13 protein-coding genes are annotated in these 16,734 nt (G+C 74.9%); 5 read left to right on the forward strand and 8 right to left on the reverse strand.

The features are described from left to right. The first annotated feature begins 8 nt into the window (after positions 1 to 8). Complete coding sequence (locus tag ACFZCF_RS24035; RefSeq protein WP_391288655.1) at positions 9 to 1,004, forward strand: lytic polysaccharide monooxygenase; 996 nt, start codon at positions 9 to 11, stop codon at positions 1,002 to 1,004. A 171-nt stretch (positions 1,005 to 1,175) separates the two neighbouring features. Here the strand turns inward: ACFZCF_RS24035 and ACFZCF_RS24040 are convergent, their stop codons facing one another. From ACFZCF_RS24040 to ACFZCF_RS24050, 3 genes are all read right to left on the reverse strand, one after another. Further along, positions 1,176 to 2,051 (reverse strand): alpha/beta fold hydrolase, encoded by an 876-nt coding sequence (locus ACFZCF_RS24040; protein ID WP_391288657.1) that lies wholly within the window; start codon positions 2,049 to 2,051, stop codon positions 1,176 to 1,178. Between the two features lie 166 nt (positions 2,052 to 2,217). Then, positions 2,218 to 3,174, reverse strand: a complete 957-nt coding sequence (locus ACFZCF_RS24045; protein WP_391288659.1) for a hypothetical protein — start codon at positions 3,172 to 3,174, stop codon at positions 2,218 to 2,220. Further along, positions 3,171 to 6,632 carry a DNA polymerase III subunit alpha gene (locus ACFZCF_RS24050; RefSeq protein WP_391288661.1) on the reverse strand — a complete coding sequence of 1,154 codons (3,462 nt, stop codon included), beginning with the start codon at positions 6,630 to 6,632 and terminating at the stop codon, positions 3,171 to 3,173. The genes ACFZCF_RS24045 and ACFZCF_RS24050 overlap by 4 nt, the downstream gene beginning before the upstream one ends. A gap of 187 nt (positions 6,633 to 6,819) precedes the next feature. Between ACFZCF_RS24050 and ACFZCF_RS24055 the strand changes: the two genes are divergently transcribed. Beyond that, positions 6,820 to 7,857: a DUF3533 domain-containing protein gene (locus ACFZCF_RS24055; RefSeq protein ID WP_388447263.1), complete on the forward strand. Its 1,038-nt coding sequence runs from the start codon at positions 6,820 to 6,822 to the stop codon at positions 7,855 to 7,857. Between the two features lie 98 nt (positions 7,858 to 7,955). On the opposite strand, the gene ACFZCF_RS24060 is transcribed toward ACFZCF_RS24055, so the two are convergent. Together ACFZCF_RS24060 and ACFZCF_RS24065 are read right to left on the reverse strand one after the other, a co-directional pair. After that, entirely contained in the window at positions 7,956 to 8,810 is an 855-nt protein-coding gene (locus tag ACFZCF_RS24060; RefSeq protein WP_388447265.1) for a S1 family peptidase, read from the reverse strand. Positions 8,811 to 9,362: 552 nt separating this feature from the next. Further along, positions 9,363 to 10,658 (reverse strand): DUF5685 family protein, encoded by a 1,296-nt coding sequence (locus ACFZCF_RS24065; protein ID WP_391288664.1) that lies wholly within the window; start codon positions 10,656 to 10,658, stop codon positions 9,363 to 9,365. A gap of 310 nt (positions 10,659 to 10,968) precedes the next feature. Here ACFZCF_RS24065 and ACFZCF_RS24070 point away from each other — a divergent pair, with 310 nt between their 5' ends. Beyond that, positions 10,969 to 11,400, forward strand: coding sequence for a cell division protein SepF (locus ACFZCF_RS24070; protein WP_388447271.1), 432 nt, complete (start codon positions 10,969 to 10,971; stop codon positions 11,398 to 11,400). A 112-nt stretch (positions 11,401 to 11,512) separates the two neighbouring features. Here ACFZCF_RS24070 and ACFZCF_RS24075 read toward each other — a convergent pair whose 3' ends face one another. Beyond that, positions 11,513 to 13,285, reverse strand: a complete 1,773-nt coding sequence (locus tag ACFZCF_RS24075) for an MFS transporter (protein WP_391288666.1) — start codon at positions 13,283 to 13,285, stop codon at positions 11,513 to 11,515. A gap of 474 nt (positions 13,286 to 13,759) precedes the next feature. Here ACFZCF_RS24075 and ACFZCF_RS24080 point away from each other — a divergent pair, with 474 nt between their 5' ends. Next, entirely contained in the window at positions 13,760 to 14,584 is an 825-nt protein-coding gene (locus tag ACFZCF_RS24080) for a phosphatase PAP2 family protein (protein ID WP_391288668.1), read from the forward strand. A gap of 129 nt (positions 14,585 to 14,713) precedes the next feature. Here the strand turns inward: ACFZCF_RS24080 and ACFZCF_RS24085 are convergent, their stop codons facing one another. After that, positions 14,714 to 14,929, reverse strand: a complete 216-nt coding sequence (locus ACFZCF_RS24085) for an I78 family peptidase inhibitor (RefSeq protein WP_388447277.1) — start codon at positions 14,927 to 14,929, stop codon at positions 14,714 to 14,716. Between the two features lie 262 nt (positions 14,930 to 15,191). On the opposite strand from ACFZCF_RS24085, the gene ACFZCF_RS24090 reads away from it, so the two are divergent. After that, entirely contained in the window at positions 15,192 to 15,368 is a 177-nt protein-coding gene (locus ACFZCF_RS24090) for a hypothetical protein (RefSeq protein ID WP_391288736.1), read from the forward strand. Positions 15,369 to 15,389: 21 nt separating this feature from the next. On the opposite strand, the gene ACFZCF_RS24095 is transcribed toward ACFZCF_RS24090, so the two are convergent. Continuing rightward, positions 15,390 to 16,673, reverse strand: a complete 1,284-nt coding sequence (locus tag ACFZCF_RS24095; protein WP_391288669.1) for a glycosyltransferase — start codon at positions 16,671 to 16,673, stop codon at positions 15,390 to 15,392. Positions 16,674 to 16,734: the final 61 nt, after the last annotated feature.

Genomic DNA, 16,734 nt, shown 5'->3' on the forward strand with positions numbered 1-16,734 from the left:
GTCCCCCCATGATGTCTCGTCGTACGGTCGCGGTCGCCGCCACCGCTCTGGTCCTCGCCGGGTCCGCCGGCGCTCCCGCCTTCGCGCACGGTTCGATGACGGACCCGGTGAGCCGGGTCGCGGCCTGTTACGCGGAGGGGCCGGAGTCGCCGTCGTCGGCGGCGTGCAAGGCCGCGGTGGCCGCGGGCGGGCCGCAGGCGCTCTACGACTGGAACGGTGTGAACGTCGCGAACGCGGCCGGGCGGCACCGGGCGCTGATCCCGGACGGGAAGCTGTGCAGCGCGGGCAACGAGAAGTACCGGGGGCTCGACCTCGCCCGGGCGGACTGGCCGGTGTCGCCGCTGACGTCCGGCGGCCACACCTTCCGCTATAAGGGGACGGCGCCGCACAGGGGCACGTTCGCGCTGTACGTGACGAAGGACGGTTACGACCCGTCGAAGCCGCTGGCCTGGTCGGACCTGGAGGCGGAGCCGTTCCTGACGGTCACCGACCCGGCGATGCGGGACGGCGACTACGTCTTCGAGGGGACGGTCCCCCGGAAGTCGGGCCGCCACCTGATCTATTCGATCTGGCAGCGCTCCGACTCCCCCGAGGCGTTCTACACCTGCTCCGACGTGGTCTTCGACGGGGAGCGGCAGAGCGGTGGCGGGGGTACGGCTGCGGCTCCGACGACGGCGGCCCCCGCGCCGGCCGCCCCGCCCGCCACCACCGAGCCGGCGCCCGCGCCGACCGCCTCCGCGCCCTCCGACGAACAGATCGAGAAGGGCCGGGAGCACTCCACGGTCGAGCACGGCGGACACGGGGACGCCGACGCGTCGACGGGCCCGGAGCCGCGGGCCGCGACGCAGGCGCCGCCCGCCCCCGCTCCCGCCGGGGAGGCCGTGGAGCTGGCCGAGACCGGCGGGGACGGCGGCACTCCGTACCTGGCGCTCGGCGGCGCCGGTGTGCTGGCGGTCGGCGCGGCGGTGCTGTTCGCGGCGGGCCGGCGGGCCCGGCGGGGCTAGGGCCTGTCGTCAAACTCCCGCCTGCCCCACGACGCCATGCACGCACTCTCGCCGCACCGGGCACAAGGCCAAGTACGTCCAGTACGAGGCCTGGCGCCCGGCACGCCGAGAGCACGCACCTGACGCCGCGGGGCCGCCCTCCGGGCGACGGCGCGAGTTTGACGACAGGCCCTAGCCGACCACCGACAGGCAGGTGGTCGGGGTGGCGTGGGCCGGGTCGAGGGCGTTGGCGACCTCGTGGAAGGCGACCCGGTCCACCGTGCCGATGGCCACGTGCTCGGAGAGGTCGAGCGCGCACCTGTCCTGGATGAGGACGTTGGTGACGTTCGGCCCGTCGAGGAACTGCGTGCGGTACGGCGTGACGACCTGGTCGTACCGCGTCGCGATGACGTGGTAGCGGACGCCGGGCACGGTGTCCCCGCCCTCGTTCAGCTTGGTGAGGAAGGCGGAGCCGGCGATCTGGTCGGCGAGGCCCGGGGTGGAGGACGTGATGAGGTCCTCGGCGCCGGGGAAGTGCGGCAGGAGCCGGGTGAGGCCGAGCAGGGTGGTGCCGTGGTTGTCGGGGGCGATGCCGACGAGCGCGTTCACCTTCTCGGCGCCGCCGAGGAACTTGAGGTACCAGCGGGGCATCATGCCGCCCTGCGAGTGGCCGACGAGGTCGGCCTCGGGGACGCCGGTGGCGGCGAGGACCCGGTCGACGAAGGCGTCGAGCTGTCCCGCGGACTTCTCGATGGGGCCGAGGCCGTGGAAGAAGGGCACGTTCGGCAGCTGGCCGTAGTCGAGGGAGTAGACGCAGTAGCCGCGGTTCACCAGGTAGGGGGCGAGGGCGAGCCAGTTGTCGACGGAGTTCCCGAGGGTTCCGTGGACGAGGACGACCGGGCGCGGGTGGGCGGCGGAGGGCTTGCAGGACCAGTCGTTCCAGCCCCGGCTCGGCGCGTCGGCGGCCTGGGCGGCGGTGGGGGCGAGGACGGCGGCGACCGTCAGGAGCAGGACGGACAGGACTCTGGCGAGGTGCTTCCAGGGGTTGCGGCGGTTCCGGGGCAGCATCGGGCGGTCTCCTTGCGGCTCAAGGGAGGTGGGGGTGCGATGCCCTGCGGTCCGGACCACAAGTGGGGATGCTCTTCGGCCACGTTACGCACGGGTGTTACCGACTGGGAAGTTACGCGTCGGTAAAAACTGTCGCGCCGTCACCACGGCCTGGTACGGCGGGGGTTCAGGCCGCCAGCGAACCCGGCACGATCGCCCGGGGTCCGAACCTCGCCCGGGCCCGGTCCACCACCGCCTCGATCCGCCGGGCCTTCTCGTCCGCCGGGTCGAAGGTGAGCTGGTGCGCGGCCCGTTCGGCGGGCCCGAGGCCCTCGGCGCGCAGCGCGATGCCGCGGACCCGGGCGCGCTGGAGGGCGAGGGAGTCGTGGAGGGCGTACGCGAGGGCGGTGAGCGCGGTGGTGTGGGCGGTCGGTTCGGGCAGGGTGCGGCTCCGGGTCGTGGTGCTGCGGTCGGCGTACCGCACGGTGAGCGCGAGGGAGCGGCAGACCTGGGCCTCGGCGCGCAGCCGGGCGCCGAGCTCCTCGGTGAGCGAGAGGAGCGCCCTGCGCTGTGCGGTGCGGTCGGTCTCGTCGTACGGGAAGGAGCGCTCGGCGGCGAGGGAGCGGGCGGCCGCGTGGGGCGTGACGGGGGTGCGGTCGATGCCCCGGGCCCGTTCCCACAGCTCACGGCCGGCCTTGGCGCCGACGAGCCGCTGGAGGACGGCGAGCGGGGCGTCGGCGACCCGGCCGGCGGAGTCGAGTCCGTAACCGCAGAGGGTGCGGGCGGTGGCGCGGCCGACGCCGTCGAGGGCGGCGACGGGACGGTCGCGCAGGAAGGCCGCCGGGTCGTCGACGGTGAGGGTGCGGCCGGGCCGGGCCTCCCGGGCGGCCATGCGGGCGAGCATCGGGTTGGGTCCGGCGCCGATGACGCAGTCGACGCCGTGGAGGGCGAGGGCCCGGACCCGGATGACGGCGGCGAGTTCGGCGGGCTCGCGGTCGAAGTAGCGCAGCGCGCCGCGCACGTCGGCGAGCGCCTCGTGCGGCGGGACGGCCTCCACGACCGGGGTGAACTCGCCGAGGAGGTCGACGAGTCGGGGCAGGAGGGCCTCTCCCGCCGCCGGTCCGAAGCGTACGCAGAGGATCATCCGGCGCTCCCGGGGCTGCTGTGCCAGAGCTTGCGCGCCGGGGTGGCGGCGCCCTCGCCGGCGGGCTTGAGGTCGGCCCAGGGGTTCATCTCGTAGCCGGTCTCCATGCGGATGCGGCGGCCGTCGTCGGTGCCCTTCCCGGGGGTGGCCGCCTCTTCCGCGAGCCGCTCCCCCACCGCCTCCAGGCCGCCGGTGGCCCGGAGTTCGGCGAGTTCGGCGAGGTTCCAGGCGGCGGCGCCGACGACGCTGACGCTGCGCGGGCCGCGCCGCTGCACCACGCCCCTGACCAGGAGCAGCCAGGAGTGGAAGACGGTGTGGGCGCACCGTTCGTGGGCGTCGTCGAAGAAGGCGAGGTCGACGAGGCCGGTGCCGTCGTCGAGGGTGGTGAAGATGACGCGTCTGCCGGAGCGGATCGGCGGGGTCTGGGTGGCGGCCTTGGCGCCGGCGACCAGGACGGTCCGCCCGTGGGGGGTGGAGCGCAGGCGCTCGGCGGAGACGGCGCCGAGTTCGCGGAGGAAGGCGTGGTGGTCGCCCATGAGGTGGCGGGAGGCGTCCATGCCGAGGATGCCGAGTTCGGCGCTGAGGCGCTCCGACTCGTCGAGGTCCGGCAGGCCGACGGGGGCGGTCTTGCGGCCGCGGGCGAGCGGGAGCTGTCCGCCGTAGGAGGCGGCGCCGCGCTGGAGGCGGTGGAGTTCGGTGAGGTGCAGGAGGAGGTCGCGGCGGTTGGCTCCGAAGGCGTCGAGGGCGCCGACCTGGGCGAGGCGTTCGGCGACGGGTTTGCCGGGGCGGGCGCGCTCCCAGAAGTCGAGGAGGGAGGCGTAGGGCTGCCCGGCCTCGATGCGGGCGGACTCGGCCTCGCTGATGCCGTGCACGTCGGTGAGGCCGAGCCGGAGCCCCCACACCGGAGGTTCATCGGACACCAGTTCGATATGGTGGGCGACCGCCGACCGGTTCACGTCCAGCGGCAGCACCGGCACCCCGCGCCGGCGGGCGTCGGCGAGCAGCAGCCGCTTCGGGTACATGCCGGGGTCGTGGGTGAGCAGCCCCGCGTAGAAGGCGGCCGGGTGGTGCGCCTTGAGCCAGGCCGACTGGTAGGTGGGCACGGCGAAGGCCACCGCGTGCGCCTTGCAGAAGCCGTACGAGCCGAAGGCCTCGACGATCTCCCAGGTGCGGGCGACGACCTCGTCCGCGTACCCCCGGCGGGTGGCCAGCTGGGCGAACCATGCCTTGATCCGGCCCTGTTCCTCGGGGTGCGAGAGCCCGCGCCGCACCTGGTCGGCCTCGGCCCGGTCGCAGCCGGTCATGATCCGGACGATCTCGATGACCTGCTCGTGGAAGACGACGACGCCGTACGTCTCCTTCAGGGCCTCCTCCAGGTCGGGGTGGGGGTAGCGGACGGGGGCGCGGCCGTGCCGGGCCTCGATGAAGGGGCGGACCATGTCGGCGGCGACCGGCCCGGGGCGGAAGAGCGAGATGTCCACGACGAGGTCGTGGAGGGTCTCGGGCTGGAGCCGGCCGACCAGGTCGCGCTGGCCCGGCGACTCGATCTGGAAGCAGCCGAGGGTCTCGGTGGAGCGGATCAGGGCGTACGTGGCGGGGTCCCCGGCCGGGAGCGCGTCGATGTCCGGGCGGGTGCCGGTGGCGCGGCCGACCTCGGCGACGGCGTGGGCCATCGCGGACTGCATCCGCACGCCGAGCACGTCGAGCTTGAGCAGTCCGAGGTCCTCGACGTCCTCCTTGTCGAACGGGGACATGGGGAAGCCTTCGCCGCTGGTGGGGATCACGGGGGTGCGGGTGAGCAGCGAGGCGTCCGAGAGGAGGAGCCCGCAGGGGTGCATGGCGATGCCGCGGGGGAGCGCGTCGAGGGCTTCGACCAGTTCCCAGAGCCGGCCGTACTTCTCGCGTTCGCCCGCGAGTTCGCGCAGTTCGGGGAGTTCGTCGAGGGCGGCGAGGGCGTCCCTGGCGCGGATGTGCGGGAAGGCCTTGGCGATCCGGTCTGTCTCGGCGGGGTCGAGGGAGAGGGCGGCGCCGACGTCCCGGACGGCGTGGCGGACCCGGTAGGTCTCGGGCATGGAGACGGCGGCGACCCGTTCGGCGCCGAAGCGGTCGATGATCGCCCGGTAGACCTCCAGGCGGCGGGCGGACTCGACGTCGATGTCGATGTCGGGCAGGGCGGTGCGGCGCTTGGAGAGGAAGCGCTCCATGAGCAGACCGTGCTCGACGGGGTCGGCGTGGGCGATGCCGAGGAGGTGGTTGACGAGGGAGCCGGCGCCGGAGCCGCGGGCGGCCACCCGGATGCCCCTCGCCTTCACGTCGTCGACGACCTGGGCGACCGTCAGGAAGTAGCTGGCGAAGCCGTGGTGGGCGATGATGTCGAGCTCGCGGTGCATCCGGTCCCAGTAGGCGGCCCGCTTCCCGTACCCCTTGAGGACCATGCCGGCGGCGGCCCGGGAGGCGAGGACGCGCTGGGCGGTGCGGTGCGCGGCGCCGACCAGGTGCGGCTCGGGGAAGTGGGCGGAGCCCATGCCGAGGTCGTCCTCGGGGTCGACCAGGCAGGCGGCGGCGGTCTCGGCGGTCCGGTCGAGCAGTCGGCGGGCCGCGTCGGGGCGGAAGCCGGCGGCCTGGGCGATCCGGTCGGCGGCGGCGGCCATCGCGGCGGTGTCCTTGAGCCAGGCCTCGCCGCTGTCGAGGCCCTTGCGGGGGTCCACGGGGACGAGCCGGCGGGCGGCGTCGAGGACGTCGGCGACCGGGCCCTGGCCGGGATCGGCGTAGCGGACGGCGTTGGTGAGGACGGGCGTGACGCCCTGTTCGGCGGCGAAGCCGAGGGTCCGGGCGGCGAGCCGCAGCGAGCCGGGGCCGGGGCCGGGGCGGCCGTGGTCGACGGCGGCGAGGCGGAGCGCGTCGCCGTACCGCTCGCGCCAGGGGGCGAGCAGCCGGGCGGCCCGGTCGGGGCGGCCGGCGGCGAGGGCGCGGCCGACGTCGGAGTCGGGGCCGAGCAGCACGAAGAGGTCCGCGCCGGGGTCGGCGGAGGCGGGCAGGACGGGCCGGCCGTCCCGGGGGCGGGCGTGGGCGGCGGTGACGAGGGCGCAGAGGGAGGCCCAGCCGGTCCGGGAGCGGGCGAGGTAGACGGCCCGGGGCGCGGACTCGTCGACGAAGGCGCCGCCGCGCACGGGCATCCGGCGGGCGGAGGTCGCCCCGCCGCCGGGGCCGTCCGGCCCGCTCCGTCCGGCCGGGGCGGTCAGCGGCTCATGGGCGAGGTCGACGCCGAAGAGGGGGCGGACGCCCTGCTTCTCGCACGCCTTGGCGAAGCGGATCGCGCCGCCGAGGCCGTCGCGGTCGGTGAGGGCGAGGGCGTCCAGGCCGCGCTCGGCGGCGCGGGCGGCGAGGGCGCCGGGGTGGGAGGCGCCGTACCGGAGTGAGTACCCGGAGGCGGTGTGCAGATGGGTGAAGCCCGTCATGGCGCACCTCCCGCGTTCCTGCTCCGGCGGCGCTCCCGCGCCGATATTCGTACAGACGTTCCCACCCCCACACACCACCCTAGCCCATTTCGAACGTGCGTACGATATACGGCGCGCGGTCCACCCCCGTCAGCCGTTCGGCCCCCTCCCACCTGCGCAAACGCCCCTGCGGCCACAGCCTGGGGGCATGAGTCTCGTCGACGAACTGAAAAGCGCCGTCACCCCCCGAGCCGCCCTGCTCGTCGTCGGGGTCCTCGCCCTCCAGCTCCTCTTCATCGCCTCGTACGTCGGGGCGCTGCACAACCCGAAGCCGGCCGACGTGCCCTTCGGCGTCGTCGCGCCCCCGCAGGTGTCCGCCACCCTCGTCGGCGAGCTGGAGAAGCTGCCCGGCGACCCGCTCGACCCGCGGCCGGTCGCCGGCGCCGACGAGGCCCGGGACAAGATCATGAACCGGGAGATCGACGGCGCCCTGATCGTGGACCCGGCGGGCCGCACCGACACCCTGCTCGTCGCCTCCGGCGGCGGCACCGTGCTCTCCTCCGCCCTGGAGAAGATCGTCACGCGGGTGGAGGAGACCCAGCGGCGGGAGGTGCGGACGGTCGACGTGGCCCCCGCCTCGCGGCAGGACTTCGACGGGCTCTCCGCCTTCTACCTGGTGGTCGGCTGGTGCGTCGGCGGCTACATCTGCGCCGCGATCCTCGCCATCAGCGCCGGCTCCCGGCCGGCCAACCGCGAGCGGGCGATCATCCGGCTCGGTGTCCTCGCGCTCTACTCGGTCCTCGGCGGCCTCGGCGGGGCGGTCATCGTCGGCCCGATCCTGGGCGCCCTGCCCGGCTCCGTCGCCGCCCTGTGGGGGCTCGGCACCCTGGTCGTCTTCGCGGTCGGCGCGGCCACCCTCGCCCTCCAGTCGGTCTTCGGGATCGTCGGCATCGGCCTGGCGATCCTCCTCGTGGTCGTCCTGGGCAACCCGAGCGCGGGCGGCGCCTTCCCCGCGCCGATGCTGCCGCCGTTCTGGAAGGCGATCGGCCCGGCCCTGCCGCCGGGCGCCGGCACCTGGGCGGCGCGCTCGATCGCGTACTTCAAGGGCAACGACATGACCGCCTCGATGCTGGTGCTCTCCGCCTGGGCGGTGGTCGGCGCGGCGGTCACGCTGGTGCTGTCCTCGCTGAGGCGGAAGCCGGAGGGCGAGCCGATCGCCGCCGAGCTGGACGAGACCGCGCGCTGAACCCGGAGACGCGAGGAGGCCCCCGCCGCGGCGGGGGCCTCCTCGCGTCCGGCGGACCCCCCGGCCGCCGGACGCGGCGCGGCCGGGGGCCCCTGGCGTCAGTAGAGGCTGACCCCGTACTTGGCCAGGGCCTCCGGCACCGGCTGGTAGAACGTGGTGCCACCGGTCGAGCAGTTGCCGCTGCCGCCGGAGGTGAGGCCGAGCGCCTTGGTGCCGTCGTACAGCGCGCCGCCGGAGTCGCCGGGCTCGGCACAGACGTTGGTCTGGATCATGCCCTTCACGGTGCCGCCGCCGGAGTAGCGGACGGTGGCGTTGAGGCCGGTGACGGTGCCGCTGCGGGTGCCGGTGGTGGAACCGGACCGCTTGACGGACTCGCCCACGTAGGCGTCGGCGGCGGTGAAGCCGCCCGTGTGGGCGAGCGAGGTGTTGTCGTAGCGGACCAGGGCGTAGTCGTTGCCCGGGAAGCTGGAGCCGACGGTGGCGCCGATCAGGGTGGACTGGGCCGAGTTGGCGTACCAGGTGTTCACCACGTTGCCGCAGTGGCCGGCGGTGAGGAAGTAGTACGTGGAGCCGCTGCGCACGTTGAAGCCGAGCGAGCAGCGGTAGCCGTTGCCGTAGATGGCGTCGCCGGCGCCGAGGAGGGGCTTGAGGACGCCGGGGGTGCGCTGGACGCGCAGGGCTCCGGCGTCGTTCCCGGCGGCGGCCCGGATCCTGGCGAGGCCCGCGTCGGAGACGGTCGAGTCGGCGGTGACGACGACCCGGCCGGCGGCCTTGTCCACGTACCAGGCGGTGCCGCCGACCCCGGCGGCGTCGACCGCCGACTCGGCGCGGGCCAGCTGGGCGGCGGAGGCCGGGCCGGGGGCGGGCGCGGCCTGGGCTCCGGGGAGCCCGAGGGCGGTGACGGCCGCGAGTCCTGCGGCGACGGCGAGCAGACGGGTGCGCTTGATCCTCACTGTGCTCCTCACATCCTTCTGGGAAAAGCGGAGGGGGCCCGGGGGGTGAGAGGCCCGTGAGGCGCCGTCAGATGATGTGTCCCTGACATGCACCGCCAGTGATGGTGCCGCCTCCCGGCCGGGTGCACAAGACCGCCGCACGCACCGGCGCCCCGACCGTACCGGTCCGGGGCGCCCGTCGTCCGGATTGCGGAAGCCCCGAGGTCAGCCCGTCGGCACCCGCCGCTCCCCCGCCTCCGCGGCCACGTCGAGGGTGTTGCCCGGGGGCGGGAAGGGCAGATGAAGTGGTCCACGAAGGCGCGCGGCGGCAGCGGAGCCCGGTCGAGGTCCGCCGTCACCGCGCCGCCCGCGCCCGGCGCCACCGGGCGCGGGAAGCGGAAGCGGAAGGTGGCCCGCCCGCCCGGGGCGGCCCGGGCGCCGTCCTCGTACAGGCCGCGCGACAGCGGGTCGGCGGCGCCGGTGACGGTGGTGGCGGGCAGCCCGGCCTCGACGAGTGACGAGCGCGCGTGCCGCCGGGGCGGGGGCGTACGGCTCCGCCCCGGCGTCCCCGGGTCAGCAGCTGCCGCAGTCGCAGTTGCAGTCGCAGCCGCAGCAACCGCCGTCGTCGCCGCCGCACGAGCAGCAGTTGGAGCAGCAGTCGCAGCCGTCGCAGCAGTTGCCGCAGTCGCACTGCTGGCAGAGGCCGTCCTTGCGCTCCCTGCTCCACGGGTCCTCGTAGGTGCCGCAGCACATCTGGCAGGTGCAGGCGAGGCCGGCCCAGACCGCGCAGCCGGCGATCAGCCCGCGCCGGTTGCGGGGCGGGCCGGGCGGGAGGGGGCCGAAGCCGCCTCCGCCGCCGCCCGGACCCGGGTTCCAGGGGCCGCCGGGGCCCGCCGGTCCGCCGGGGCCGGGGGCGTAAGGGTTCCCGGGGGCCGGCCCGCCGGGGGCGTACGGGTTGCCGGGGACCGGGCCGTGGGCGTGCGCGGGGGCGCCGCCGCCGGTGTGGGAGCAGGTGGTGGTGCCGAAGGCGCGGTCGACCGAGACGCGCAGTTCGTGCGCGAGGAGCTGGTGGACGAGCTTGCCGTCGGTGAAGTCGGCGTCCTTGAGGGCCAGCCGGATGCCGTGCAGGGCGTCGTCGGCGAGCCGGCGGGCCTCCTCGCGGGAGGTGCCGGTGGCGGTGAGCGGGTTCCAGGCGCCCGCCGCGGCGTCGGCTGCCTGGTCCTCGACGGCGTCGAGGAGGTGGGCGAGGCGGCCGAAGAGCCGGCCGGCCTCGGCGAGCGGTTCGGCGTTCCCGGGCCGGCCGGCGAGGAGCGCGGTGTGCGCGAAGGCGGCGGCGGTGGCGGTCTCGGTGGGCTCGGTGACGACGAGGAGCGGGGTGCCGGGTCCGGCGAGGGCCTCGATCCCGGTCTGGCGGTCGACGGCGTCGACGAGGACGGCGGTGTCGAAGCCGACGGCGGTGCCCGCGCGGGCACCGGCCTTGTCCCAGGAGCGGGCGACCCGGCGGGCCGCGGCGGCGACCGGGCGGCGGGCGAGGAGGCCGTCCCGGTCGGCGACGTGGTCGCGGACCTTGGCCGAGGCGAGGACGAGGGAGACGGCGGCGGCCAGCCTGGCGCCCTCGCCGCGCGCGACGGGAGCGGTGCGCATGGCGCGCAGCGGGCAGGGGCCCGCGGTGCGGCGGCCGGAGTCGGTGACGCCGGTCTGAGCCTCCGTCAGGACCGAGACGATGAGCCCGTCGTAGTTGGTGACGATCCGGGCGAACTGGCCGTGGTCCGCGCGCAGGGCCAGGCACAGGCCGCAGAGATGGGCCATCCACTGGGTCTTCAGGTGGTCGGTGAGCCGGTGCGTGCAGGGTCGGACTATGCCGAACAATTCCATCCCCCGTGGTGCGGTGCGTGAGCGTGTCGCGGCATCGTAGCGAGGGGGGCGTTCACCCGTACGCGCCCGACGTCACCCTTCCAGACCGACTTTCATATTTTCAGCAACATGGCCCTCCCTCAGGCCCCGCATACCCCAAGTTTCCTGACGAATCGCCAGATTTCGGGCCTCACGTTCTGCACCAGTACCGTCACGAATCCCCTGCGCGGCGCCTATCCACTTGGCGCGCGATCCGCATCATGGACGACGATAGGGATATGCGGAACCACAAGTGACCGCAGTGACCGCGTGAAAGGAGGCGTCCATGGGATCGGTGCGCAAGGCGAGCGCCTGGCTGGGACTCGTCGAGGACAACGACGAGCGTTACTACGACGACGAGTACGCCGACGGTGCCGAGAGCGGCGACGCCTGGGTGACGGACCCCCGGGTCCGCGTCGCCTCGGACACCGCGGAGGACCGGGGCCGCCGGATCGCCACCGTCTCGCCCGACAGCTTCCGGGACGCCCGGGCCATCGGCGAACTCTTCCGGGACGGCGTGCCGGTGATCGTGAACCTGACCGCCATGGAGCCGAACGACGCCAAGCGGGTCGTCGACTTCACCGCCGGCCTCGCCTTCGGGCTGCGCGGCTCGATCGAGCGCGTCGCGACCCGGGTCTTCCTGCTGACCCCCGCCGACACCGAGATCGTCAGCGAGTCCGGCCGCCGCCGGCAGGACGGCTTCTTCAACCAGAGCTGATCCCGCCCGCCGCGCCCCGCCCCCACCGACGCCTTCCGGCCCGGACCCGCCAAGCGGACCGGGCCGGCCGCATGTCGGGAACCCGGCGGGCGGCCTCGGCGGCCGCCCGTGATCAGTGGCCGCCCGTGGCCGCGCGGGGCAACGGCTCCGCCGGGCCGGACGCCGGGTGCGGCCCCGGGCAGGGCACGGCGGGCGCGAGCCGGTCGGCCGGGGAGGACGCCGGCTGGCCGGGGACCTTGGCCGAGCCCGCGGGCCGGGACTCCGCCGGAGGCGCGCACCGAGCCGCCGCCTCCGCCTCCGCGAGCGCCGCCGCCGCGGCCTCCTCGACCGCCGCCTCGACGTCCACCGGGCACTCCATCACCCGGGGCAGCCGCAGGGCCATCACGGCCCCGGCGAGGAGCAGGCCCGCGCTGACGAGGAGCGTGAGGTGCAGGCCGTCGACGAAGGCGTGGCGCGCGGCCGCGTGCAGGGCCTGGCCGGCCGCGCCGCCGAGCCGGTCGGCCACCTGGTACGCCTCGCCGAGCGAGTTCGCGGCGGCGCCGCTCGCCGCCGCCGGCACCCCGGGCACGTCCGCGAGACCGGGGGCGTACGCCGCGTTCATGACGCTGCCGAGCAGGGCGATGCCCATGCCCGCGCCGAGCTGGTACGAGGTCTCGCCGATCGCCGCGGCCCCGCCCGCGCTGCGCGGCGGCGCCTCGCTCAGCATCGACTCGTACGCCGAGAAGAGGGTCGTCTGGAGGCCGAAGCCGAGCAGCACGAAGCCGGCGGTGAGGAGCAGCGGCCGGTCGTGCTGGCCCATCAGCGTGAGCAGCAGCACCGCCCCGGCGGTGAGCAGGAAGCCCCAGCCGACCATCCGCCGGGGCCCGATCCGGCGCAGGGTGTACGAGCCGGTGGCGCCGGCCGCCATCGCGGCGAAGGTGAGCGGGAGGAGCCGCAGCCCGGTCTCCAGGGGCGTGAGCCCGAGGACCAGCTGGAGGTACTGGACGGCGATGAGCTCCAGGCCGACGAGGGCCAGCATGGCGAGGACGATGCAGCCGACCGAGGTGGTGAAGGCGGGCCGGGAGAAGAGCCGGGTGTCGATCAGCGGGTGCGGCCTGCGCCGCTGGCGCCGGACGAAGAGGACGAGCAGCAGCGCCCCGGCGAGCAGGGGTGCCGCAGTGGCCGGGGCGAGCACGTCCTCGCCCGCGCCGAGCCGCTTCACGCCGAGGACGCAGCCGAGCACGCCCGCCGCGGCCATCAGCGCGCCGAGGACGTCCCAGGGCCCTTCCGCGCTCCCCCGGGACTCGGGCAGGAGCCGGCGGGCGAGCGGCAGGATCAGCGCCATCAGCGGGATGTTGATGAGGAAGACGGAGCCCCACCAGTAGTGCTCGACGAGGAAGCCGCCGAGCACCGGCCCGGTGGCCGCGCCGATCGCGGCCACCGCCGTCCAGACGCCGATGGCGGTGGCCCGCTCGCGCCGGTCGGGGAAGACGGTCCGGATGATGGAGAGCGTCGCCGGCATGATCATGGCGCCGCCGACGCCGAGCAGCGCCCGGGCCGCGATGAGGACCCACGGCTCGGTGGCGAGGGCGGCGACGGCCGAGGCGAGGCCGAAGATCCCGTACCCGAGGAGCAGCACCCGGCGCCGGCCGATCCGGTCGCCGAGGGTGCCGAAGAGAATCAGCAGCGAGGCGCAGACCAGGGGGTAGGCGTCGACGATCCAGAGCAGCTCGGTCGCGCCGGGCCGCAGGTTCTCGGTGAGCGAGGGGACGGCGACGTGGAGGATGGTCGCGTCCAGGGCGACCAGGAGAAGGCTGACGCAGAGGACGACGAGGACGGCCCAGCGGTTGGCGCCGCCGCCGGCGGCGGCCCGCCGTCCTGCTCGGGCCGTGATCGTCCGCGACATGTGCGTACCTCCAAGTGACGCTCTCGCGCTCGGCAGACGCCGCCGACCTGGGCTGATGTGCGGGGGCGGCGCGGCGAAGAGGGGCGAGTGAGCCGTCAGCGTACGCGAGGAAGGACCCCTGGGGGGTGGCGCACCTCTCACCCCGGCGAGGCTCCCGGTGTGTCGTACGCCACTCCGCCGGCCCCGCGCGTCGCGCGGAATTCCGTACGGACGGGTGTGTGAAGTAATTCGGCGCCACGCAAACAGGCTTCCGGAATCACCCCCGACGGCAATAGGGCTGAAGGTCATCGGATTTTCCGACGGGAGTCCGGAAAAGGCGGGCCGCTGAGACACACTCCACATCACATCGTCATCACGAAGGGAGCGGATCGCACGGGTCGTCTCCTCACCCCCTGTAACGTCGATTGGGTGCGTACCGACATCTTTGCCCGGCTGGACCGGGAGCCGGTCCCGCCGAAGATAGAGGTCCCGCGGATGACCCGGACGCGTCTCGCCCTCTTCGGCGGGACGTCGGCGTTCTACCTGATCGTCGTGGTGGCGGTGCTGCTGTCCACCTGGCTGGTGACCCTCGACTGGAAGATCATGCTCTTCCGTCCCTACCAGCAGTGGCCGGAGCTGCACGCCTTCCTCGACTACTACGTCGTCCTCGGCCAGCGCGGTCCGACCGCGGTGATGGTGGCCGCCTGGCTGGGCTGGCGCTCCTGGCGCCAGCACACCCTGCGGCCGCTCCTCTCCCTCGGCGCGGCGCTGCTGCTCCTCAACGTCACCGTCGGCGCGGTGAAGCTCGGACTCGGCCGGCTCGGCCCCCACTACGCGACACAGGTCGGCTCGGCCGAGCTGTTCGCGGGCGGCGACATATTCCCCTCGGGTCACACCGCGAACGCGGTGGTGACCTGGGGCATCCTGGCCTACCTCGCCACCACCCCGCGGGCCCGGCGCTACCTGTCGGCGCTCTCCGCGGTGGTCGCCCTCGGCGTCGGCCTGACGACGGTCTACCTCGGTACCCACTGGCTCAGCGACGTCCTGCTCGGCTGGGCCGCCGGCCTGCTGATCCTGCTCGCGCTGCCCTGGTGCGAGCCGGTCATCGCCGTCGTGGAGGCCTGGCTCCTGGACCGGCGGGACCGGATCAGGGAGCGGCTGCGGGCCCGGCGCCGCCTGGTGCCCTCGCTGCCGGTGGCCTCCGGCGGGCCGCGGCTCTTCCCGGCCCCGCCGGTGGAGGAGCCGACCAGGGAGACCGTCGGGGCGGCCGCGAGCCGCGCCCGGCCGGCCCGCCCCTCGTCGGACCGCCTCACCGCCTGACCCGACCCCGTCCGTACGCGAGCGCGTGCGGCGAGGGCCCCGGCCGCACGGATCGCGGCCGGGGCCCTCGCCGTGTCCGGGGCCGCCCGGGGCCGGTCCGTAGACGGCTCCGGTGCGGGAAGGCCGGGATCAGCCGATCCAGCAGCGGGTGACCGTGTCGTCCTCGACCTCGAAGTTGAGCCGCCCGGCGACGTACTCCATGGTGACGATCGCGCCGGGCGGGAGGGTCCGGACGACGTGCCAGCCGCGCGTCCGGGCGAGCCGGCCGGCGCCGTCGGCGTCGAGGCCCACATAGGACTCGGGCGCGTCTCGGGAGGGTTCGGGGCTGCGCGACGTGGATGCCATGGGGTTCACGTTAGTCCCCCCGCGGTCACGCTTGCGTCACAACTTCTCGACAGCCGGCGCGCTGGGCACGGTTGCGGCGGAACGTCGCTTTCCGGCCGTTTCTTCGGTAATTCGAAAAGACGCCCGGAGGTTCACACGAACCGTTCGGGCGAATTCACCGGAGAAATACGGGAAGCGTCCGCGCGCCGCTCCCCCACCGTTCCCTTACACAATGCCTACGCCGGCCGGACGCCGGAGAACGGAACACGGGGCGGAGGCACCGATGAGGACCGAGGCCGCGGCCACCACGGCGGAATCGGGCGGACGGGAGCGGCTCGGTCGCATCCTGGTCGACCGGCTCACCACCACCGACCACAAGAAGATCGGGCACCTCTCTCCGGCGACCTCCTTCGCCTTCTTCCTCCTCGCCGGGCTCAGGAGCCCGCCGCCGGGCCGGTAGGGCCGCGGCGGCGGGGCGGCGTCAGCGCAGGCCGAGGCGGCGCAGGGTGCGGCCCGCGGCGGCCTTGGCGGCGTAGGCGGCGTCGTAGGCCCGGCCCGTCCGGGCGTGCCGGGCGACGGCCGCCGGGGAGTGGGCGCGGCGGGGTGCGGCGCGGGCCACGAGCTCGGTCCACAGCTGTTCGTGGCGGGCGGCGATGCGGGCCGGGTCGAAGCGTTCCGCCGCCGCGAGCGCGGCCCGGCCCGCCTTCGCCCGCAGCTCCTCGTCGGCCATCAGCTCGCCGAGCGCGCGGGCCACCGCGCGCGGGTCCCCGACCGGGACGAGCCGGCCGTCGACGCCGTCCTCGACGATCTCGCGCGGCCCGTGCGGGCAGTCCGCGGCGACCACCGGCAGGCCGCACCGCATCGCCTCCACGATGGTCATGCCGAAGGCCTCCCGCTCGGAGGTGACGGCCGCGATCGAACCCTTCGCCCACTCCGGTTCCATGGGGTGGACCTGGCCCATCAGCCGGACCCGTCCGCCGAGCCCGAGGGCCTCGATCTGCCGGGTCAGCGGAGCCCGCAGGTCCTGCGCCGCGTCCCCGCTGCCGTAGATCCGCAGGCTCCAGTCCGGGTGGTCGCCGGCCAGTTCGGCGAAGGCGTCGACGAGCACGTCGAAACGTTTGACCCGGGTGAGCCGGCCCGCCGCGACGACCACCCGGGAGGAGGGGTCGGCCGGCGGCACGGACGGCGCGGGCACCCCGTTGGGCACCGACTCGACGCGGACGGTCCCGGGCAGCCCGAGCCGCCGGTAGGACCGCGCGTCGGCCTCGGTGACGGTGGTGACGAGGTCGAGGAGCCCGTACTCGTGGGCGATGTCCCGGCGCAGCCGGCGGCTGTGCCCGTCGAGGACGAGGTGTTCCTGGGCGACGAGGACCGGCCCCGCCCCCGCCTGCCGGGCCATCTGGACGTTGAGCCCCGGCCGGGTGCCGACGAGGACGTCGGCCGCGACCCCGCGCAGCAGGTCCCCGATCCGCGCGTCGGTCAGCGCGCTGTACTGCTTCCACCGGCCGTCGCCGCGCGGGAAGACCCGGGCGGGACGGTGGGCGTCGGGGTGGTCGCCGTCGTACTCCGGCGAGTCCTTCCGCAGGTCGACGAGGTGACGGAGGGTCACCCCTGCGGGCAGGCCGAGTCGGGGCCGGTCACGGTGACGGAAGACCGAGACGATCTCCACGTCGTGACGTTCCGCGAGGTGTTCGGCGAGCGTGAACGTGGTCCGGATCGTGCCGCCGTAGTGATAGCCGTTGTGGAGCAGGAAGGAAATACGCATCTGCCGGTTCCCCCCGGTCAGTTGGTAGGTCGGGGCGACTGTACTGCTCCGGCGGCGCTCC

Origin of the sequence: Streptomyces sp. NPDC007945, from assembly GCF_042958885.1 — a bacterium.
In the GTDB taxonomy this organism is placed as follows: Bacteria; Actinomycetota; Actinomycetes; order Streptomycetales; family Streptomycetaceae; genus Streptomyces.

Coding starts and splice junctions, on each gene's coding strand:
- ACFZCF_RS24035 (WP_391288655.1), top strand. CDS start 9: ATGATGTCTCGTCGTACGGTCGCGGTCGCCGCCACCGCTCTGGTCCTC.
- ACFZCF_RS24040 (WP_391288657.1), bottom strand. CDS start 2,051: ATGCTGCCCCGGAACCGCCGCAACCCCTGGAAGCACCTCGCCAGAGTC.
- ACFZCF_RS24045 (WP_391288659.1), bottom strand. CDS start 3,174: ATGATCCTCTGCGTACGCTTCGGACCGGCGGCGGGAGAGGCCCTCCTG.
- ACFZCF_RS24050 (WP_391288661.1), bottom strand. CDS start 6,632: ATGACGGGCTTCACCCATCTGCACACCGCCTCCGGGTACTCACTCCGG.
- ACFZCF_RS24055 (WP_388447263.1), top strand. CDS start 6,820: ATGAGTCTCGTCGACGAACTGAAAAGCGCCGTCACCCCCCGAGCCGCC.
- ACFZCF_RS24070 (WP_388447271.1), top strand. CDS start 10,969: ATGGGATCGGTGCGCAAGGCGAGCGCCTGGCTGGGACTCGTCGAGGAC.
- ACFZCF_RS24075 (WP_391288666.1), bottom strand. CDS start 13,285: ATGTCGCGGACGATCACGGCCCGAGCAGGACGGCGGGCCGCCGCCGGC.
- ACFZCF_RS24080 (WP_391288668.1), top strand. CDS start 13,760: ATGACCCGGACGCGTCTCGCCCTCTTCGGCGGGACGTCGGCGTTCTAC.
- ACFZCF_RS24085 (WP_388447277.1), bottom strand. CDS start 14,929: ATGGCATCCACGTCGCGCAGCCCCGAACCCTCCCGAGACGCGCCCGAG.
- ACFZCF_RS24090 (WP_391288736.1), top strand. CDS start 15,192: ATGAGGACCGAGGCCGCGGCCACCACGGCGGAATCGGGCGGACGGGAG.
- ACFZCF_RS24095 (WP_391288669.1), bottom strand. CDS start 16,673: ATGCGTATTTCCTTCCTGCTCCACAACGGCTATCACTACGGCGGCACG.